This window comes from Companilactobacillus sp. HBUAS56275, assembly GCF_036913655.1.
Classification (GTDB): domain Bacteria; phylum Bacillota; class Bacilli; order Lactobacillales; family Lactobacillaceae; genus Companilactobacillus; species Companilactobacillus pullicola.
The window spans coordinates 61,244-82,477 of record NZ_JAYKKK010000002.1 but is presented as its reverse complement, the minus strand read 5'-3'; the positions used below and the strand labels follow the sequence as shown (position 1 = coordinate 82,477).

The window sequence follows — 21,234 nt, the reverse complement described above, 5'->3', positions numbered from 1 at the left end:
AAAATAGGTCGATAGGTAATACATCGCGTAAATATACATAAAGGAGGAAAGAATTACGAGATATAGTTTTTTTGTTCAACCCCAAATTAATAAAAATAATGATTCAATTTTCGGTTATGAGGTTCTTTTACGTAGGGAAGACAATGGTTCTTGGCACTTGCCAGATGACTTTACAGAACTTTCTATTGAAGAACAAGTTCAACTGCTCGAAAAAACTGTAAAATCTTTGGAAAAAAACACTGGTAAAGATGATCGTATGATTTCCTTCAATCTCAATTGTGATCAGGCCAATGATCCAACCACACTTAGTGAGATTATCTCTTTAAAAAAACGAATTGCTCCTGTATCTCTCACTATTGAATTAACTGAAGCAGTTTCTTTAGATAAAGTTAAAGAGCTAAGCGTCCTACTCCATCAAAATAATATCTCTTTAGTTATCGATGATGTAGGAACTGGGTCTAATACTTACGAGAATATTAAAAAGTCTCTACCCTATGTTGATCGAATCAAGTTTGCCATGCAAAATTTTCGTATGAGTGGTCATGCAGAATTAATTCCCAGATACCTTTCCTTTTGGGTCGATCAAGCTGAAAAATACTGTTTAGATATGGTAATTGAAGGTGTCGAAGATTATAAGGATCAGGTATTAGCTAAGAAATATGGTATCGATATTCAACAAGGATATCTTTATGGCAAACCCGCTTTGGTTTAGATAAAAATAGCAGGTAGCAGCTCTTGTTTTGAGTTGTTACCTGCTTTATTTATTGTTAAATAACCATTGTTCTATGCTTTATAGTGGAAACGAGTTCCACAGGCCAGATTCCTGTGCTTTGCCTGACTTCGCAAACCGCCTGCTACGCAGTCAATTCGCAAAGTCCTGCAAATGCTCAGAATCTAAGCGGGCCTGTTCCACTCTCTATCCGAAACGAGCTACGCAGGGGCAACTCCTTCCGGTTAAGTCAACTTTCTCTGCCGGCACTTCGTTGCCGACTGAGAAAGTAGTCTTAATCCTCGGGAGCTGACCGCCCCTGCTTCGCTCTCTATTTTTATGCTAAGGCATCCCAAGCTGGTAGTACGACTGGTTCTTGGTTGAACTCGGCCAATTCTTCATCAGTTAAGTATTTCTTATTGATAATAACTTCATAGGTGTTATCTTTGAACCACTTTTCGTCCATCATGTAGTAACCGTTAACGCCGTTATCTTCGCCCCAAGAGTTTTCGACTTTCCAACGATTAGGTTGTCCGTTCAATAAATTAACTCCAGTAATTGTCATTGCATGAGAAACTTCAGCTTCACCATAATCTAGAGCAAGGCCTTTTTCAATTTGGCTATCAATACCAAATAGTTCGTCATATTGATAAAGGTCACCTAACAAGTAGCCTTTCTTGCGATCTGATTGTTTCAAAACATCATTACCGAACCAAACTAGTTGATTGTTCTTCAATTGTTGGATTGTTAATTCTTCAAGACGTTCCATTGGTAGATTCAAGAATTTATGTTCTTCCCCACCGATAACGTTATTCGCATTCTTGATAGAATAGACTTGATGATATTTCTTACTCTTTTGTGGAGAATTCTCAATTGTTACAAAATCATTCACATTAGTTGTAAAGTAGTTCTTGAGAAAATCCTTTGGTGTAATACTTGCTTCCTCAATTAACTTGTCATTATCTGTTTGTAATGACAATTCAAAGTTCTTTGGTGGCAAGCCGAATGAGTAGACACAAATTTTATAAACTTCTGACAACATTTCGTTGACGCGTTTATCAATATCTGCTTGAGCAGCTCCATCCTTAACTAATTGACGCAATTCAATTCCGTTTTTACGTAATAATTTATTTAGAACAGCATCGAATTCTCGTGTATTTTCAGAAGCAGATGTTTCTGGCATTACATAGTTAGGAACAACTCCGTACTTGTTGATCAAGTTAACGGCAGAACTCCAGAAACCACCATCACCATTAGGACTACTGAAAGAGTCATTTACCTTACGATCTTCAATTGGTAAATCAGCGGTTTCTAAAACTTGTTGGTAAAAGGCATTAGATTTTTCTAGACGATCCCAAAATGATAAATAATTTTGAGATAATTCAAAATCTTTCATATTATTTCTCAAAGCAAATTCAGTTCTCAAAGTATTGAGTGCTGAGAATAGCCAACAACGTCCAGATTGCTTCTGGTTGGAGACTTTTCCGGTGTTAACCATAATGTTGAATGATGGGTTCAACTTAGTTTTTACCTCTGGATCTTCTGAAGCTTTGTAAATACCGTTTTGTGCTACAGCATTCTTCAAAACATTATTACTTGCATCTTGATTTAAGTTCTTGTTAAAATCTGCTAAAATTTCTTTATTGATTTCTTTTGTCAATTCCATCACCTCGTTATTAAACTATATTACAATTATTTAACTAAATTACAATGTTTCTAATATAAAATTGGAGAAATTATGTCTGATACTATTAAAATTGCTTACTTATACGAAGATTTAATGAATACATATGGAGACAGCGGCGATGTTAAAATCCTAAGCTTTCTTCTCAAAGAACAAGGTTATGACACTCAAGTCGATAACATCAGTCTAGATATGGACTTCAATGCCTTTGACTACGATTTCCTATTCTTCGGTGGTGGTCAAGATTTCGAACAATCAGTTGTCGCAACTGATATTCAAAAACACCGTCAAACTATTAAAGATTATATCGAAGCCGACAAACCTATGCTTTGCATCTGTGGTGGTTATCAATTTCTTGGCAAGTATTACCAAACAAGTGGTGGTGAAACTATCCAATGCCTCGATATTCTTCCATTACACACCGTTTTCAAGGCCGATAGTCGTATGATCGGCGATACAGAATATAAGACTGAATGGGGTACTGTAAGAGCCTTTGAGAACCACAGTGGCCGTACTTACTTTGATGATAAAAAGATGCTTAAACCTTTCGGTACAATGATTGAAGGCTACGGTAACAACCCTGATGAAAAGCAAGAAGGTATGCGTTACAAGAACGTTATTGGAAGTTATTCTCACGGTCCCATTTTGAAGAATGAAAATGTTGCTCGTGCTATCGCCGACAAAATTATCCAATCTCATAAAGAACGCATGGCTGCAGTTACCAAATAGAGAGTGGCGCAGGCCCGCTTAGATTCCGAGCATTTGCCTAAGTACTGGAATCTGGCCTACGGAACTCATTTTGACTATATTGCAGAGAACCATGGTTATAAAAACTAGAATACAGAAAAGCAGTGAGAAAACTACAAAGTTCTCTCACTGCTTTTTTATTGTGGCTTTTCTTCAACAAAATAACCATTGTTCTATTTTTTATAGTGGAAACGAGCTACACAGGGGTAACCTATTGCGGTTTGCTACAGTCTTGAAATTGCCCGCAAAGTACGCGTGCGATTCCAAGACTTAGGCAAATCCTCGTGGGCTGACCGCCCCTGTTACGCTCTCTAATCCAAAAACTTATTAGTCTTCAAAATAGCACTGGAAATTGCTGGCGCTATAATGATGGCCGCTATCATTTCGGGAACTCCGTTGGTTCCTACAATTACTAACAATAATTTATTTAAAAGATCCGTTTGTGTGGCATATGCCTGTGCCATTGTGCTGGCATACATCATACGCATCAATCCTAGAACCAATCCGGTATTAACTAGTGAACCAACGCCTGACGCCACTGCCATTCCTAGCACTTTTTTGTTTGTATGATTTTTAAACCACAAGTAGATCCAACCAGCAATCAATCCTACTGCTACTCTGGGTAAAACTGCTACAACAGGGTTGGTAAATACCGTTGTATCAATAATTGATGTTGGACTGGTGAAGGCACGGATTATTGTTCCAATTCCCCAGACTAATCCAACGATAGCTCCATTCTTAGGTCCAAGCACAATTGCCGCTACGATAACGGTAATGTGGATAATTGTTATATTAATAAAACCTGTTGGAATAAAGCCTAAAAATGGCACCATTGATTGCACAAGAATAATCGCCATCAGAATTCCTAAAATTGCTGTGCGATAAGCATTTCTTTTTTGCAATTGTCTTCACATCCTAATTCAATTTTCTTAATTTTACCCGATTAATCATAAAAGAACAAAACAATAACTATAAAAGAAAATAGAGATAATAATCAATGTGTGATTACTATCTCTATTTTTAAATTTATTTAGTTTTTTCCTATTCTTCTGCTGCGTCAACTGCTTTAATAACAGCATTTCTAAAACCATGTTCTTCCAAAGCGGCCACGCCACGAATTGTTGAACCACCTGGTGAAGTAACTTCATCTTTCAAAGCAGAAACATTCAATTCTGATTGTTTAGCCAATTTACTTGCTCCAATAGCCATACCAATTGCAGCATCATAAGCCAATTTACGATTCAAGCCGTGCTTTACACCTGCATCACTCAAAGCTTCGATGAAGACATCTAAAAAGGCAGGAGAACAGCCAGCGACTGTACCAAGAATTCCTAATTGGTTCTCAGGAACTTCAACAATTTGACCAGTGTAACCCATGATTGAAGCCACTTTCTTCTTGTCAGCATCTTCAAAGTCACTTGAATAAGTGATTCCTGTGAAACCAGCTCCAACTTTAACTGGTGTGTTAGGAATAGCATGTGCCACTTTAACATCGCCCAATATTTGCTTCAAATGTGTGATTGTTGCACTACCTGTAAATGCCACAACCAATTTTCCAGCAGCAATCTCTTTTAATTCTTTTAAGACACCATCCAAGGCATTGGCACCAACTGCAATAAAGATAACATCGGCGTCTTCTAATTGCTTAACTTTTTTGACTACTTTAAATCCAAGTTGATCGCCTAAAAGTGCTGCATGATTAGAATGACCACCCTTAACAATTATTTCATCTGCGTTAAAGCCATTTTTGATTAAACCCGTTATAACGGCTCCACCGATACTACCAGCTCCGATAAATCCAATCATAAAAATCTTCTCCTTTGTAGGTCTATTGTTTTCATTATAAACGAAAATCAATTTATAATAGTAACAATATCCATTCTTAATTAGTTTCGAAATTTTCATAATTAATGTATGATTAATTTTTTAGGAGGGAATTAATATTATGCAAGGTTATAAATCAAGGCTTGAATTAAAAACAGAAGTAAAATCACTCTTACGGGGAAATTGGGGCAAAGCTATTCAACTTTATTTGATCCCTGTAATTGTAATGATCATTAATATTAACGTGAACCGTTCCAATTCGACTGACGCCATGAAAGATGCTGTTTATGGAAACGGAAATATTTTCTCGAACTTATTATCATCTGGCTTGATTTCTTACATCGTCAGCTTAATCATCCTACTAGTTACACTGTCTGCATCATTTAGAGGACTTGATTGGATTGAGGATCCAAAATTAGATTTTGAACCTTTCAAGAGCAACTTTACTTATTTCCGTAGTCCTGATTGGTGGAAATTAATTTTAATCTACATCATTATGGGAATTTTCTCATTCCTCTGGATGTTGTTACTAGTTGTACCTGGAATCATCAAATTGATGGCTTATTCTCAAACCTACTTCGTATACAAAGATCTTAACGATCGTGGTGAAGCTGATAACTACTCTTTAACTGATTACATTACTCGTAGTCGTGAATTGATGGTTGGCAATAAAGGCCGTTATTTCGTACTACAATTGAGTTTTATTGGTTGGTGGATTCTTGGTAGTATTACTTTAGGAATTGGGTTCATCTGGATCTATCCATACTACAAATTGACTATGGCTAATTTCTATCAAGATTTAGTTGATAAAAAAGAAGCTAATAACGCTTAGAAATATAAAAGGAGCAAATCAGTAAATGATTCGCTCCTTTTTTGTAACGGCGTTATATATTATTTAGTATATTGATAAATCACGTCTCTCAAAAGTTTTACTACCTTTGTCTTAGCCTTATCATCATAATATTTGGCAAAGCGCTCATCTTGCAAATACATATCTGCCAAACCACGATGCATATTTTTATCATATTTAGACCAAGTATAAGTTAACCACTGCTTGTGTTCTTCAAATATTGTTCTCGCTAAATCTGAATCTAAATCAGGATGTTTTTTTAATTCTACTAAGTTTTGAATCAATTGTGCTTCCAAATCATTCATTTCTTGATACTTCTCTTCAGTTAAGTTGGCAAATTTATTGTTTGCATCACGGACAGTTCTTTCACCATAATTTTCACGAATTTCTTGTCCAAATTTACGTTCATTTTCTTCTAATTTTTCTTGTTTAAAAGCTTGGAATTTCTCACTATCTGTCATCTTTATTTCTCCTTGAAAATCCTTAATTGTTACATCAATGTTTGTTAGAAGACCATCGAGTTCATCCCGTTTGATTTTTAACAATCTTTGTTGCTCTTTTAATGCCTCTAAACGAGATATACCAGGATCATTGACCAATTGTTTGATTCGATTTAACGGAAAATCTAAAGCTCGATAAAACATGATTTGTTGCAATTTATTTACGTTTTTTTCATTATAAATTCTATAATTACTATCATTAATTTCACTCGGTTTCAACAAGCCAATTTGATCATAATATCTTAGTGTACGCGTACTAACTCCAGCCAAATCCGCTAATTTTTTTATTGTATATTTCATAAATTGATCTCCTAACAATTTTGATTCTAAAGGATTACGCAACGTTAAGGTCAAGTAAAATATGCTAATTCTTCCTCATAAATTCAGGGTTTTCTGTTACTATAAAGGAAACAATGAATGGGTGGGTGACTAAAATTGAATAAGTTTATTCAAGTACTAACTATTGCTGGTTCTGATTCTGATGGGAGTGCCGGCGCACAAGCTGATTTAAAGACATTTATGTCTCGTGGAGTTTACGGTATGTCAGTTTTAACTGCAGCCGTTGCTGGTAATTCTTACGGTATTCATGACAGTATCAACATGCCAGCTTCATTTATCAACAGTGAAATCAAAGATATCAAAGACGATTTTAAAGTTTCTGCTTTCAAAACCGGAATGCTCTCTGATTCCGAAATTATTCATACCATTGCAGAAGCTATTAAGGACAAACCTTTTGGCTACTTTGTTCTTGATCCTGTCATCATTACTAAGCATGGTGCCATGCTTCTAGAAACTGAAGCTTATCAAACTTTGATCGATGAATTGTTCCCATTGGCTGACTTGATCACGCCTAATTTTTACGAGGCTCAAAAACTTTCTGGGTTAGAACTAAACAATAAAGAAGAAATTGTTAAGGCTGCGCATAAATTACGCAATTTAGGTCCAAAAAATATTATGATAAAGGGTGAACATAGTGACGACTCCATCAGTGAAGTTGAAGACTATGTTCTACTAGAAGATGGCGAATCTTTCTGGATCTCTGAACCCTTTGTAAAAACTGATCATGTTAACGGAACTGGTGACACATTGTCATCATGTATCGTAGCTGAACTTGCTAAGGGCAAGAGCATGGAAGATGCCATTAGAATCGCTAAAACATTTACTTACAATGCTATCAAGAATGAAATTGATGTCGGACATAAATATGGTCCTATTAACCATTTTATAAAGGATGAGATACAATAGTATTTGTTAGTAAAATCGGAGGTTTCTTTATGGTAAGAATAACAAAAATTTCTGCCGGTATTTTATTGCTTATACTATCTATTATCCTAATGGTTAAGTCCGGATTTGAAGGCTTTATTGCCGCTCTAGTTGGTACAGGTGCCATTGGTGGTGCTGCTGGTATTCTTATGGCAATAACTTATATTATCTCGGCTGCAATCTATATCCTAACTAACCGTACTTATAGTATGGTTCCTGATATCGTAGGTTTCATCATCTTAATTCTGGGTGGACTTATGGGACTCTTCAATGCCAACATGCCTGGTGCAGGTTTTCTAAAAATTTGGGCTTGGGTTGGTATTATTATTGGTGCTATTGATTTGATCATCGTTATCGTCGATACGATCATTCATCCAATACCTGAAGATGAACCTGAGGACAATCAGAATCAATATGGAAATAATCCATATGATCAGAATCCTATGAATCAAATGAACCAAGGGCAATATAATGCACAACCGAACAATTTTAATCAACAAAACTATGGTTATAATCCTTATCAAGGTCAAAATAATCAAAACTTTAATCAACAACCTAATCCTAATCAATATCAAGGACAATATAACCAACAACCTATGAATCAACCAGGATACGGTCCGCAAGCTCCAAATCAAATGAACCAAAATCCAAATGGTAATTTCAATGGTCGTTACAATCAACAACAACCAATGGGTAACGGTTATAACAATCAACAACAATTTCCAAATCAACCAATGAATAATAGTCAAATGCCTAATAGACCAATGAATCAAAATGGTCGTGGCAATTTCCAACAACCACAAAATAATTTTGGACAAACTCCAAATCAACAGCCAATGAATGGCAATCGTCAATTCAATGGTCAAAATTCTGCTCCACAAAATAATCAAAACTTCAATCAACCTAGACCTACTTTGCAACAGAGATACGGGAATCAGGGTCAAAACCAAAATTCCAATCCACAACAGCAATTAGGTCAACCACAAAATCCTTATGGTCAAAGACCAGAGAATAATGGCAACGTTGGTTCAAGAAGTCGTAGCAATCGTCACAATTAAAAAACACCAATTCTGAATATAGAATTGGTGTTTTTTAATGTATTAACGGTAATAACATATTAGTCCATAACCACGAAATTGGCATGATAACAACCATGATAGGAATCATATCCGCAGTCGGAAACATTTTTATTTTTGTAATTCTAAAACCACTAGCTAACATTAAAACGCCACCAGCCGCCTTAAAATCAAGAATCATATTTGGTGTCGTTAAAGGAACGATAAAGTTAGCAAGAGAAAATATTATCATTAAAATAACAATTTGTGGGACGGCAATCAGTGAAACAACTGCCCCCAGATTAGCGCCAAAGATGACTGCAGCAAAAAAATCGAGTATTGATTTTGATATTAAGATTGTTGCATCGCCATTAATACCCTCAGTAAGCGTGCCGTAAATTCCAGTCCCACTAGCACAAAAAAGTACGATCACGGTCACTAACGTGGTTTCAAAAGCTTGCTCATCCATTTTAGATGGTGCTTTAATAAATTTCGAAATAAAATGCTGCATATCTTTGGCACCGCGGTTAATGGCTTTTCCTACATGAAGAATAATTCCAAGACTGGTTCCAAGTATTACAGCAAAAACAAACGCAGCTAAATTTTTCATGGGAGCAATAGCGTAGATTCCCATACAGATAGAACAGATACTGAAAGTCATATTAAGACCTTCTTTGAAGTTATCGGACATTACTTCACCGCCAAGTGCACCAACAATTCCACCGAAAAGAATGGCACATACATTCGTTATAATTCCAATTGGCATAAAAAGACTCCTTGTATTGAATAAAATTACTCACAAGTAAAAGTCTAGTAACTGGTAAGATAAAGAACAATTCTGTTTTAGTGTTAAACTATTCAGAATAATAATAGTTAGGAGTATACGGTGGACACTAAAAAATTAGCAGTTTTTCTAGACCTAGCAAAGACGCAAAATTATAGTCTAACAGCTCAAAGAATGTTTTTATCACAATCAACAATTTCAAAATATATTATGGAATTGGAAAAAAGCTGGAAAGTTCAATTATTTGTTCGGGCCCATCGTCAAATCAAGTTAACTAGAGTCGGAAAATTAATCCTGCCTAAAGTAAAAGACGTCTTAGAAAAAGAAGCTGAATTGAATCAACTAATAGCCGATGAGGCTTGGTTAGAAGAACGTCCTTTAGTTATTCAAGGATTGCCTTCCTTATCCCAATACGAAGCCTTTCATATCATAACGGCTTTTGCAAAATGCTACCCTAAAATAAGATTACAATTTAGTGAAGAAAATGTTGATAAACTAGAACATTCACTCGATCAAAAAAATGTGGATATAGTATTCACAAGAATCTTTGATAATGATTTTCCTTCTTATGATGTAATCGTCAATGAAACTGACAGATTCGTTGTGTTAGTACCCAAAAGTAATCATTTAGCAAACCGAGATTATGTCACTCCCGATATGCTCAAGAAAGAATCCTTATTACTATTGAGTAACACGATAAGTAAGAGCAATCCTCTCTATTCGACCTTTCAAAGCATGCAATTACAACCACGTGTTACTTACAACGGCCAAAGAATTGATTTAATTCTTGAGATGCTTAACCAAGGTACTGGAATTTCAATAGTAATGAATAAGTCGTTTGATCTCACCGGCTTTGACAACATTAAAGTCGTCCCACTCGTACCAAAAATCAACAGCCAGCTAGTATTTATGAAGCAACATGATAATACCTCCAAAATAGTTGAGTTATTTTGGAAGTTCGCTATTGATGCTAGCAAAACATTTATAGATAAAAAATAAAAGAGATGTCCATAATTGACTGATAATCAATATGAACACCTCTTTTTAAATTCCATATTTCATTATGTATCCGGCAATTACCGATGCGATGAATAAAATGGCAAAGACAAGCAAGCCCTTTACTTGCTGTTTATTTCTAAAATCAGGCTTCTCATCTTTTTCATTACTGACCTCATTAGAAAAATAAAGTATAACGGCCCCATTCAAAACTATACTAACAAGAATTAATCCAGTCGTTATGTTCGATAATTTTCCAAAAATTCTTTGCTGCGAAACCACCAGTACCAAAATTATATTCAAAATACTTGGTAACCACACATACTTTTTTAAAGTTGCTAAACGTGTCTTTTTTTCAATATCCTTCACAACATCAGATCCTTCCACCAATAGGTTATCTAAAGAAAGGTGATACAATTTTGCAATTCTGATCAAGCTCTCAATATCAGGAAAAGTTTTACCTGTTTCCCAGTTAGAAACTGTTTTTGGTGAAACCAATAATTTCTCCGCCAATTGTTCTTGAGTAAATTGATATTCTTTGCGTTTCTTACGTAAGATTTGATTTAATGCCATTGTTTCCCCTTTCTTTCCTCAAAACTAACAATTGTTGCTCCCAAAATACATCCAATGTCTTTCTAATTCCAAAATTTTTTATTCATCACATCGTTATAACGGTAATTGACCAAATCACTTTCTTTTTTGTAAAAAAATCTTGCCAATAATGATGATAAAAACGATTTCAAAGGACTATATTTTAATTAGGATATTATCCGATATGTGGATTTTTATTTAAGTAATAATCGCTTGTTAAAGTTTAATTTATGTCACTGTTTTCAACAATGGAAACGGTTTTTTCACAAGTCACTTTTGTTGCTTATAATATTAATTAATCATATGATAAATCTGTATATATTAGGGTTTTTATTATATGTTCTAAGGAGGTTTTTACCATGCTTACTATGGGTTTAAGCATTGTCTCTTTGGCTCGTTTTCAGTTCGCAATGACAACTGTATTCCATTTCTTCTTCGTTCCATTTTCAATCGGAATGGGCTTTTTAGTTGCTATCATGGAAACAATTTACGCCGTTAAAAAAGACAAAGTTTATTTAGATATGGCAAAGTTCTGGGGAAAGATTTTTCTTCTAAGTTTTGCCGTTGGTATAGTTACCGGTATTATTCAAGAGTTCCAATTCGGTATGAATTGGTCGGAATACTCACGTTTCATGGGTGATGTATTTGGTGCTCCACTTGCTATTGAAGCTCTTCTTGCTTTCTTTATTGAATCAGTCTTTATCGGAATTTGGATGTTCACTTGGGATCGTTTCAAACCAGGCGTTCATGCATTCATGATTTGGATGACTTCTATAGGTACCATGCTTTCTGCTATTTGGATCTTGGCTGCTAATAGTTTCATGCAAGCTCCTACAGGATTCAAGATCAACAATGCTACCGGTCGGATTCAATTGACTGACTTCGGGGCTGTTATTAGTAACCCTCAACTCTGGAGAGCCTTTCCACATGTCATCTTGGCTGCCTTTATGACAGCTGGAGTTGTTATTACAGGTATGAGTGCTTGGGGACTACTACGTAAGAAGAAGGATGAAAATCACTTCTTCAAGACATCACTTCGTTTTGGCCTTTGGGCTAGTTTAATTTTTGCAATTCTTTCTGCCGGTGCCGGAGATCTTCAAACACAACAAATCATCAAAGATCAACCAATGAAATTTGCTGCTACTGAAGGTATCTATAAAGACACTAAGGATCCAGCTCCTTGGACAGTTGTTGAATTGATTGATGCTAAGAATCATAAAGCTTCCGCTCAAGTTGACGTACCTGGTGTCTTGAGTATCTTGGCTTACCACAAACTCAGTGGTTCTGTTAAAGGTATGAACACTATCAACAAAGAATTACATGCTAAATATGATAAAAAGTTTGGCAAGGATATGAACTACTATGTCCCACCTAAGACTCTCTTCTGGAGCTTTAGAGTTATGACCGGCTTTGACGCTTTGATCATGTTAACTTCGATCGTTGGTTTGATTTTCTCAAGAAAGAGAAAAGATACCATCGAGAGTCACAAGTGGATGTTAGTTGTCTTAGGAATCTGCATCTGGGTTCCATTTATCGCTAACTCTGCTGGTTGGTTCATCACTGAATTTGGTCGTTACCCTTGGATCGTTTATGGTCTCTTCACAATCGCCCAAGCTGTTTCACCAACTTCAACTGTGGCTAGTCTATTATTCAGTAATATTGTTTACTTCTTGCTCTTCACACTATTGGGTGGCGTTATGGTTGCTTACTGTCGTCGTACCCTTCATCATGGTCCCTACTATGAAGAAGTTGACTCTAAACAAAACGTTGATCCATTTGCAAAGGAGGCCTTTGGAAAATGACACTCAGCACACTTTGGTTTATCGTAATTGGGCTTCTATTTTCAATCTTCCTCTTTCTTGAAGGCTTTGACTTTGGTGTCGGAATGTCAACCAGATTCCTTGCCAAAGACGATGAAGAAAGAGCCGCAATCATGTCAACGATCGGACCTCACTGGGACGGTAATGAAACATGGTTAGTTACTGCCGGTGGTGCAATGTTTGCTTCTTTACCATTGTGGTATGCATCATTGTTCTCTGGTTATTACATCTTGTTCCTTTTAGTTTTAGTTGGCTTGATTCTTCGTGGAGTATCATTTGAATTCCACAAGCATGCCGAATCGAAAACAGAAAAGAATCTTTGGATGTGGACTTTCTTCTGTGGAAGTCTCATGGCTCCATTCTTCCTCTGTATGATCCTTTTGAGCATGGTTCAAGGTATTCCAATTGATGCTCAAGGTAACGCTACACCATCATTTTTCCAAGTAGTTAACCTACTTTCAATTGTCGGTGGTGTTGCCGGAACACTTCTTTCACTCGTACATGGTTTGAACTTTATCAGACTTAGAATCGAAGGACCATTACGTGAACGTGCTCGTAAATTAAATAAAATTCTATATCCAATTCTTTTCTTGGGTGAAGTTGTCTTTGCTGTACTTGTATTTCTACAAACAGACTTCTTTACTAAGAGATTTGGATCATCTCTTCTCATTACAGCTCTAATTGTTTTGTTCTCATTATTAGGTTACTATGGAGTCCTAAAGGATAGAGAGGGCTGGAGCTTTGTTGGTAGTGGTTTATCACTCAGCATGGTCATCGTCTTATTATTCAACGGACTATTCCCACGTGTCATGATTGCTACAAATCCAGCACACAGTATATTGATTAAAAATGCCGCTAACTCACAATACACGTTAACAATTATGACGATTGTCGCATGTATCTTGGTTCCAATTGTGGCTATATACTTCATCTGGTCATACTCTCTATTTACAAAGAGAATAAATCCAAGGGAAAATGCGGTGAAATATTAATGATTGATAAGCGTTTATTTCGCTTACCAGGAACAAAAAAACTTCTATTGATGCTTGCAGGATTAACTCTCTTGCAAGCATTTGTTGTTTTATTCCAAGGTAAGTATTTAGCAGAAGCACTAGTTAATTCGTGGGAACAAAAAGCTTTGCAAACCATCGTTAATCCGATGATCTTGTTTGCTATTGCCTTTATTTTGCGACATCTCTTTACATTGATTAATACTAAAATCGTTGAAAGCTATGCCAGTAAAACTTCTGAAAATATCCGTTCCCAATTACTTGAGAAGGTCTATGAGTCCGGACCTGAAATGATTTCTGATGAGGGTACTGGCAACTTAGTTACTTCATCTCTTGATGGGATCGACTTAGTCGAAAACTACTTCAAATTGATTTTTACAAAAATGATGAATATGTGTATCATTCCGCCAGTTTTACTGGTCTATATTTATATGCAAAATATTGCTTCGGGAATTACGCTAACAATTATCGTACCTCTAGTAATTCTGTTCATGATTATTTTAGGACTGGCTGCTCAGGCCAAAGCTGACTCCCAATACAAGCAATATACAATTCTTTCCAATCACTTTTTAGATGCCTTAAGAGGTCTACCAACGTTAAAAATGTTGGGTCTAAGTAAACGCTATGCTAAGAACATTTATACCGTCAGTGACGAATATCGTCGTCGAACTATGAATACCCTTAGAATTGCCATCTTATCAACTTTCGCCCTCGATTGGCTAACCACATTAGGTATCGCTATTTTGGCCGTCTTCCTAGGCTTAGGACTGATTAACAACAGTTTTCCACTTTTCCCTGCCTTGGTTACTTTGATCTTGGCACCTGAATACTTTTTACCATTACGCGATTTCTCGGGAGACTATCACGCTACCTTAAATGGTAAAAATGCTTTAAACTCTATTTTTGAAATTTTAGAACGTCCTAGCAAATCCGAAAGTACTGAACTCAAGGCTTTTGATTGGAATCAGGACTCACAAATTGATATCAATAATTTACAATTTTCATATAACGGAACTGGTCAGAATGAAGTCAGCCTCGATATTGATAAATTAAGCTTACACGGTTATCAAAAAATCGGTGTCATCGGTAAATCAGGTTCCGGTAAAACTACTTTAATCCGCACGATTGGTGGTTTCATCACTCCTGAAAAGGCCGATATTAAAATAAATCAAGCAGAAGTCACTAATTTCAAACAAGCTAATTGGCAGAACAAATTAACCTTTCTACCACAAGATCCATATTTATTTGCCGGTTCTATTGCTAAGAACATTGCTTTTTATCGCCCTGAAGCTTCACAAGAGGAGATAGAAAAAGCTGCCTCAGCTGCTGGTCTGGACGAGTTTATCGCCACTTTAAATGATGGCTATGAAACGCTCATTGGTGAAGGCGGTCGTGGTATCTCTGGTGGTCAACAACAACGGATCATGCTGGCTCGTGCCTTTTTAGCTAATAATCGTCATGTTTTAATTTTTGATGAACCTACTGCTCACTTGGATATTGAAACTGAGTACGCCCTTAAGCAACCAATGGAAAAATTATTCCAGAATCACTTAGTCATTTTCGCTACTCACCGACTACACTGGATCAAAGAAATGGATTATGTCGTCGTTATGGATGACGGAACAATTGCTGAACAAGGTACTCCTGACGAGTTAAGTAATCATAACGGTGCCTATTCACAACTAATTAAGAATATGCGAGGTGACCAACTATGAATTTCTTCAAAACATTCAAACATGATACTTGGGTCAAACCTTACATTAAGCAATACAAAGGCCTTTTGATTACTGCCTTACTTTTAGGATTACTGACCTCTTTCTGTGCTGCCGCTCTAATGTTCACTTCTGGATACACCATTGATAAGGCCGCAACTCATCCAGTCAACATTCTCTTGATCTATGTACCAATTCTTTTGACTAGAGCCTTTGGTATCGGACGTCCAGTCTTCAAATATGTTGAAAGATTAAAGAGCCATAATTGGGTTCTACGCGTTACCTCGGATTTGCGAACCAGACTTTACAAGACCCTCGAAAGTGACGCTTCATTCTTTAATGAACATCACAAAACTGGTGATATCATGGGATTATTATCCGAGGATATCAGTCATTTACAAAATTTATATTTAAGAACTATTTTCCCTTCCGTTATCGCTTATTTAGTTACGATCATCGCTTCAGTCGCCCTGGGAATTTTTAATCCGTCCTTTGGTTTCTTCGTTTTCTTATTACTATTTGTTGAAGTCTTCCTAGTTCCACTATTCTCGGTAACAATTGAAAGTGCTAGAAGAGCTTACCAAAAACAGGTTAAGAGTGATCTCTATGTTCAATTAACTGACAACATCATGGGCGTTGATGATTGGATTATTTCTGGCCGTAAAAATGATTTTCAAAATCTAACCGCTAAAAATATCGGCGACTTAGACAAATCCAAGAATAAATCCAAAGCTTTCAGACGTAATCGTGATTTTGCTTTGCAGTTATTCTTTGTCGCTTTAGCTATTTGCTTCTTGATCTTTACTAATCTGACAATGACTAACAACCAAGAACAAGCTAACTTTGTTTCGGCCGTTGTTCTAGCCATTTTCCCACTGTCAGATGCTATTATTCCGGTCAGCCAAGGATTCGAAGAGTGGCCTCTGTATAAAGACTCCATTGTCCGTCTAAATACGCTTAAACCCATCAAGAATAATCTACCTGAACAAGTAAACTTGAATCCAGAAGACTTTCAAGAATTGCAGTTAGACAATGTAAATTTTGAATACGATACCGATTCGCCAATTCTGATCAAAAACTTTTCACAAACAATCACTCGTGGAGAAAAGCTAGCTCTGTTAGGACCTAGTGGCATCGGAAAAACAACCATTTTACAATTGATTCTTGGCGATCTATCCCCACAAAAAGGACATATCACTCTTAACGGAATAGACGTTAATAAAGTTCAAAAGAATCGAGAAAAGATTTTCTCTGTTCTTAATCAAAAACCATTTTTGTTCAATACTACTTTGATGAACAACGTTCGTTTAGGAAATGAGAACCGTTCCGATGCTGAAGTTAAAAAAGCCCTAGAACGTGTAGGACTAAAAGATTTAGTTGAATCCTTACCAGATAAATACAATACAATCGTTGGTGAAAATGGCTCCCACTTCTCCGGTGGTGAACAAGAAAGAATTGCCTTAGCACGTATCCTATTACAAGACGCTCCTATTGTTTTGCTAGATGAACCAACCGTTGGACTAGATCCAATCACTGAAAATGATTTATTAAAGACCATTTTCGACGTACTAGCCGACAAAACTATTATCTGGGTAACACACCACTTACAAGGTGTTAATCATGTTGATCAAATTGTCTTTATCAATAGTAAGGAGATTGAGATGCAAGGCTCGCCAACCGATCTCTATAAAAATAATCAACATTTCCGTGAACTTTATCAAATGGATCAGGGATTATAATCGTTATAACGCTACAAAAATATTTAAGAATACTAAAAAGGTGTTCATATTGGCTAGATCAATGGCTGATATGAACACCTTTTTTTATTTTTTGAATGAAAAATAATGAACTAAAATCAATTTATCTTCAACCAAACAATCAGAGCTCTATTTAGTCCGGAGCAAAAATTGGGAATGCGTTCAGCTATGAGATCATTGTTACCGGCTTTGCCGGTTACAATGAGGCCGACTTTGGAAATCCATTATTTTACACGAAGTGTAAAATAATTAGTTTCAAATCGTGTCCATAGCGTTCCAACAGCATTCCCAATTTTTGTGGAGGACGGAAACTTAAGCATATTTTACCAAACTGCTCCATTGATAGTTCCGATTCCCTTTTGTGACATTGGCTCACGTGAAAGAGTTCTTAATTTATTAATAATCTCATTTTGTTCTGCACTAAAGTGATACTTTTTTGCTACAGCCAACTCTTGAAAAGTACCGTTCATTTCCCTAATAGCGTCTGAGATTTGATTGTACTTTTGTGTTGTCTTTTCTGGCTTATTAATAGTGTTATAGGCCGTCTGGATGAGAGCCTTCACTTCACCATCAGTATCAACTGTTTTATTCATTTTTCCTAAAAGATCATTTACATCTTCAATTAAAGCCAATTTCTTATCTTGATTCATTTGTTAATTCTCCCCGAAACTACTTAATCCGATTTACCAAGCGTTTAACTACTTCCGTTAAAACGCGACGACTAGTATTTTTAGGTAACTTAGCAATCTCGTCTAAAGCATGTTGCGTAAATCCCTGGGCAATTTCCTTAGCACGATTTAAATAGCCGTCGTCAATAACGATGTTAGTGGCCTGCTCGTCGTCGGAATCAGTTAACACCTCTTTAGATAGAATTGCAATTAGATTTTTATTCCCAGCCTCTAATCCTAAAATATATGGCAACGAGTAAACACCGTTACGCAAATCTTCATGAACTGGCTTTCCCGTTTCTGAGGAGTTACTGAAATCAAGAATGTCGTCGATAATTTGAAAGGCCATCCCTATATCATGACCGATTTCTTTACAACGCTCAATTAATTCCTGATTGCCGCCACTAACAATAGCACCCATAGTAGCACTTAAACTGAACAATTCCGCCGTCTTGCCAGATATCTCGTTTAAATACATATCGGTTGTTGCTTTAACGTTAAAATTAATGCACATTTGATCCAGTTCACCAATCAAAATATGCTTCATACTTAAAGCGTTACGCAAAATATCAGTATTGCGCTCCAAGTGTTTAGAGATCAATTCAAAATAAACCGTAAACAAATAATCGCCAGCATAAATAGCATTTCTACGGCCGTATTTAGTATGGATAGTGGGTTGAGATCTACGCATTGGCGAATCGTCAATGACATCGTCATGGATCAAAGTCGCTACATGTAGAATTTCTAAAGATGCTGCCAAAGGAACTAATTCTTTTGTTGATTTCTTCTCATTGCCAAATTCACTGAACAATAAGAAGAAGGCTGGACGCAACATTTTGCCACCCGAAGTTAAATCTATAATCATTGAACTGATATCGAGATTATTGATCTTCACCATTTGATGAATATAATCCGTCGTTAAATCCAATTTCTCCCCTAGTTGAGGATAGCTTTTCCAAATTGAGTTCGCCATAAAATATTTATTACCCCTGTATCACTTTGTTGTATTCCAAAATAATTCTATAATAGAACCTATCAAATCCAAAGGAATGATTTCTGTGAAACCTTCAGTATTTTTCGAGCTTGTTGAAATAAAAGCCAAGACTGCTAGTATTTTCCCCTTCTTGATGGGAACTTTGTATTCATATTATCACTGGCATTCTATTAACGCTCTTGATTTGATTCTATTTTTTATCGCTATGTTTCTTTTCAATATGGCCGTTGATATCAATGACAATTATTGGGACTATAAAAACGCCACTGGTGATGAAAGTTTTCGTAGAAAAACTAATGTCATCGGCGTTAACCACCTTAATATACATTTAGTCGGTTGGTTAGACTTTTCATTTAGTGCTATCGCTGCCATTATCGGTCTCTTTATTGTTTATCGCACCGGCTTACCTTTACTTTATTTAGGACTATTCTCTTTTGCCGTCGGCTTCTGTTATGCTGGTGGTCCTTGGCCTATTAACCGTGGACCTTTAGGAGAATTTTTCTCAGGATTTACCATGGGATACGTTATTTATCTGATAGCCATCTACATCAACGTCGTACACAATCCTTATGTCATTTTAGATTTTAAATTTTACGGAGATGCCTTGCTTTCATCATTGTTAACCGTCTTTGCAATTTCTAACCTATTACTTGCTAATAACATTGCCGATCAAAAAGAAGATATCAATTTAGGACGGAAAACACTGGTTTATTATCTAGGCAAAGATAATTCGATCTTTATTCTCAAATCACTTTATGTTCTCGGATATCTAGCCTTAGTTTGTTCCGTAATCTTAGGCCTATTGCCAAAATTGATGCTTCTTACATTTTTGATAACACCCATCGTATATAAAAATGCCAAAGCATTCAGCCAGAATCCTATCAAAAAGAAGACTTTCCCTCTAATTATTAAGAATCTGTTACTGATCACTTTGGCAGAAACTGTTACATTCATTCTCGGTGTAATCTTTAATTTTTAATTCAATAATTTCGCAAATCCATAAGTATCTTGGGCTATCATTAATTCCTCATTAGTTGGAATCGTATATGCAGCAACTTTAGAATCGTCGGTTGAAATCTTAATTTCAGAACCTCTTACCTTATTGTTTTCTTTATCGATCTTAAGTCCCATATATCCAAGACCTGACATAATATCTTCACGAACCTCGGCAGAATTTTCACCTACACCCGCTGTAAAGGCGATGACATCGAGGCCACCCATTTCAGCTGTGTAAGAACCGATAAATTTAAGAATACGATTACGATACATTTGTAGAGCCAACTCAGCACGTTCGTTAGTGTCTTCAACGGCTTCAATATCACGCATATCAGGTGATACTCCGGAAATTCCCAACAATCCAGACTTGTGATTGAAAATATCGATCATATCTGAAATATCACTGAGACCTAATTTCTTCATCAAGTATGAAACCACTGAAAAATCAATATCCCCACTTCTTGAACTCATCATAATACCAGTTAGTGGTGTGAAGCCCATTGAGATATCAAAAGCTTTACCATTCTTGATAGCACTAATTGATGCACCACTACCTAGATGAAGAACGATAACATTTTTATCCTCAATACCACCATCAACGATTTCATTTAACCGTTGGGCGATATAACGGTGACTTGTACCATGTGCTCCGTAACGGCGTACATGGTATTTTTTATAATCTTCTAGATCAATACTGTATAAGTAATTTGTTTCGGGAATATCGACAAAGAATGATGTATCAAAGACAGCTACTTGAATGGCTTTAGGAACTAATTTTTTGAAGACGTCAATGTAGTAGGCTTCAATTTTGTTATGTAGTGGAGCATATTCTGCCAACTCTTCAATCTTTTCTAAGTTAGCATTGGTAATAATCTCTGACTTTTTAAAGTACTCTCCACCGGCAACGACACGATGACCAAAAGCAACGATATCGCTGAATTTTTCAATGATATTCATATCTTTTAGAGCATCTAGAATAGATAAAACCGCAATGTCGTTAGACTTAATAGCTTCTTCACGTTCAATTTTTTGACCGTTATACTTCAATTTAAAAATTGATTTGGGTGTTCCCAAACGATCAATCATTCCAGAAGCAATTGTTTTTTTCTCAGGCATTTCAAAAAGTTTCCATTTCAAGGTTGAACTACCTGCGTTTATAGCCATGATCTTCATACAAAAACTCTCCTTTTTTGGGTCTAGGTATTCTCTACAAATAGCTTTATATCAAACTTTACACCGATATAAAAAAATGCTACTCTTTAGTAACTATTATA

At 36.2% G+C, this 21,234-nt stretch carries 20 protein-coding genes; 11 read left to right on the top strand and 9 right to left on the bottom strand.

Annotated elements, in window-relative coordinates; genetic code table 11:
- Positions 1–31 precede the first annotated feature (31 nt).
- Positions 32–712, top strand: coding sequence for an EAL domain-containing protein (locus U8526_RS04015; protein ID WP_334341132.1), 681 nt, complete (start codon positions 32–34; stop codon positions 710–712).
- Between the two features lie 334 nt (positions 713–1,046).
- Here the strand turns inward: U8526_RS04015 and U8526_RS04010 are convergent, their stop codons facing one another.
- Entirely contained in the window at positions 1,047–2,375 is a 1,329-nt protein-coding gene (locus U8526_RS04010) for a C1 family peptidase (RefSeq protein ID WP_334340680.1), read from the bottom strand.
- 72 nt (positions 2,376–2,447) lie between these two features.
- On the opposite strand from U8526_RS04010, the gene U8526_RS04005 reads away from it, so the two are divergent.
- Positions 2,448–3,122, top strand: coding sequence for a type 1 glutamine amidotransferase (locus U8526_RS04005; protein WP_334340679.1), 675 nt, complete (start codon positions 2,448–2,450; stop codon positions 3,120–3,122).
- Between the two features lie 329 nt (positions 3,123–3,451).
- Here U8526_RS04005 and U8526_RS04000 read toward each other — a convergent pair whose 3' ends face one another.
- On the bottom strand, positions 3,452–4,042 hold the full coding sequence (locus U8526_RS04000; RefSeq protein ID WP_442886191.1) for an ECF transporter S component: 591 nt from the start codon (positions 4,040–4,042) through the stop codon (positions 3,452–3,454).
- 139 nt (positions 4,043–4,181) lie between these two features.
- On the bottom strand, positions 4,182–4,946 hold the full coding sequence (gene proC, locus U8526_RS03995; RefSeq protein ID WP_334340678.1) for a pyrroline-5-carboxylate reductase: 765 nt from the start codon (positions 4,944–4,946) through the stop codon (positions 4,182–4,184).
- Between the two features lie 139 nt (positions 4,947–5,085).
- Here proC and U8526_RS03990 point away from each other — a divergent pair, with 139 nt between their 5' ends.
- On the top strand, positions 5,086–5,796 hold the full coding sequence (locus tag U8526_RS03990; protein ID WP_334340677.1) for a DUF975 family protein: 711 nt from the start codon (positions 5,086–5,088) through the stop codon (positions 5,794–5,796).
- Positions 5,797–5,855: 59 nt separating this feature from the next.
- Here the strand turns inward: U8526_RS03990 and U8526_RS03985 are convergent, their stop codons facing one another.
- A complete protein-coding gene (locus tag U8526_RS03985; RefSeq protein WP_334340676.1) occupies positions 5,856–6,614 on the bottom strand; it encodes a MerR family transcriptional regulator in 759 nt (252 codons plus the stop codon).
- A gap of 135 nt (positions 6,615–6,749) precedes the next feature.
- Here U8526_RS03985 and thiD point away from each other — a divergent pair, with 135 nt between their 5' ends.
- A complete protein-coding gene (gene thiD, locus U8526_RS03980; RefSeq protein WP_334340675.1) occupies positions 6,750–7,559 on the top strand; it encodes a bifunctional hydroxymethylpyrimidine kinase/phosphomethylpyrimidine kinase in 810 nt (269 codons plus the stop codon).
- Positions 7,560–7,588: 29 nt separating this feature from the next.
- A complete protein-coding gene (locus U8526_RS03975) occupies positions 7,589–8,635 on the top strand; it encodes a hypothetical protein (RefSeq protein ID WP_334340674.1) in 1,047 nt (348 codons plus the stop codon).
- Positions 8,636–8,669: 34 nt separating this feature from the next.
- Here the strand turns inward: U8526_RS03975 and U8526_RS03970 are convergent, their stop codons facing one another.
- A complete protein-coding gene (locus U8526_RS03970; protein ID WP_334340673.1) occupies positions 8,670–9,398 on the bottom strand; it encodes a DUF554 domain-containing protein in 729 nt (242 codons plus the stop codon).
- Between the two features lie 120 nt (positions 9,399–9,518).
- On the opposite strand from U8526_RS03970, the gene U8526_RS03965 reads away from it, so the two are divergent.
- Complete coding sequence (locus U8526_RS03965; RefSeq protein WP_334340672.1) at positions 9,519–10,415, top strand: LysR family transcriptional regulator; 897 nt, start codon at positions 9,519–9,521, stop codon at positions 10,413–10,415.
- Between the two features lie 45 nt (positions 10,416–10,460).
- On the opposite strand, the gene U8526_RS03960 is transcribed toward U8526_RS03965, so the two are convergent.
- On the bottom strand, positions 10,461–10,985 hold the full coding sequence (locus U8526_RS03960; protein ID WP_334340671.1) for a helix-turn-helix domain-containing protein: 525 nt from the start codon (positions 10,983–10,985) through the stop codon (positions 10,461–10,463).
- Between the two features lie 377 nt (positions 10,986–11,362).
- Here U8526_RS03960 and U8526_RS03955 point away from each other — a divergent pair, with 377 nt between their 5' ends.
- From U8526_RS03955 to cydC, 4 genes are read left to right on the top strand one after another with little or no spacing between them, the layout of a single operon-like run.
- Positions 11,363–12,805: a cytochrome ubiquinol oxidase subunit I gene (locus U8526_RS03955; RefSeq protein WP_334340670.1), complete on the top strand. Its 1,443-nt coding sequence runs from the start codon at positions 11,363–11,365 to the stop codon at positions 12,803–12,805.
- Positions 12,802–13,815 carry a cytochrome d ubiquinol oxidase subunit II gene (gene cydB, locus U8526_RS03950; RefSeq protein WP_334340669.1) on the top strand — a complete coding sequence of 338 codons (1,014 nt, stop codon included), beginning with the start codon at positions 12,802–12,804 and terminating at the stop codon, positions 13,813–13,815. Before U8526_RS03955 ends, cydB begins: the two co-directional genes overlap by 4 nt.
- Complete coding sequence (gene cydD / locus U8526_RS03945) at positions 13,815–15,548, top strand: thiol reductant ABC exporter subunit CydD (protein WP_334340668.1); 1,734 nt, start codon at positions 13,815–13,817, stop codon at positions 15,546–15,548. The genes cydB and cydD overlap by 1 nt, the downstream gene beginning before the upstream one ends.
- Positions 15,545–17,284, top strand: coding sequence for a thiol reductant ABC exporter subunit CydC (gene cydC, locus U8526_RS03940; RefSeq protein ID WP_334340667.1), 1,740 nt, complete (start codon positions 15,545–15,547; stop codon positions 17,282–17,284). The genes cydD and cydC overlap by 4 nt, the downstream gene beginning before the upstream one ends.
- 341 nt (positions 17,285–17,625) lie before the next feature.
- Here the strand turns inward: cydC and U8526_RS03935 are convergent, their stop codons facing one another.
- Together U8526_RS03935 and U8526_RS03930 are read right to left on the bottom strand one after the other, a co-directional pair.
- Positions 17,626–17,952 (bottom strand): hypothetical protein, encoded by a 327-nt coding sequence (locus U8526_RS03935; RefSeq protein ID WP_334340666.1) that lies wholly within the window; start codon positions 17,950–17,952, stop codon positions 17,626–17,628.
- Between the two features lie 19 nt (positions 17,953–17,971).
- On the bottom strand, positions 17,972–18,898 hold the full coding sequence (locus U8526_RS03930; protein WP_334340665.1) for a polyprenyl synthetase family protein: 927 nt from the start codon (positions 18,896–18,898) through the stop codon (positions 17,972–17,974).
- 130 nt (positions 18,899–19,028) lie between these two features.
- Here U8526_RS03930 and U8526_RS03925 point away from each other — a divergent pair, with 130 nt between their 5' ends.
- Positions 19,029–19,943 (top strand): 1,4-dihydroxy-2-naphthoate polyprenyltransferase, encoded by a 915-nt coding sequence (locus U8526_RS03925; RefSeq protein ID WP_334340664.1) that lies wholly within the window; start codon positions 19,029–19,031, stop codon positions 19,941–19,943.
- Here U8526_RS03925 and U8526_RS03920 read toward each other — a convergent pair.
- On the bottom strand, positions 19,940–21,133 hold the full coding sequence (locus U8526_RS03920) for an acetate/propionate family kinase (protein ID WP_334340663.1): 1,194 nt from the start codon (positions 21,131–21,133) through the stop codon (positions 19,940–19,942). The genes U8526_RS03925 and U8526_RS03920 overlap by 4 nt on opposite strands.
- Positions 21,134–21,234 lie beyond the last annotated feature (101 nt).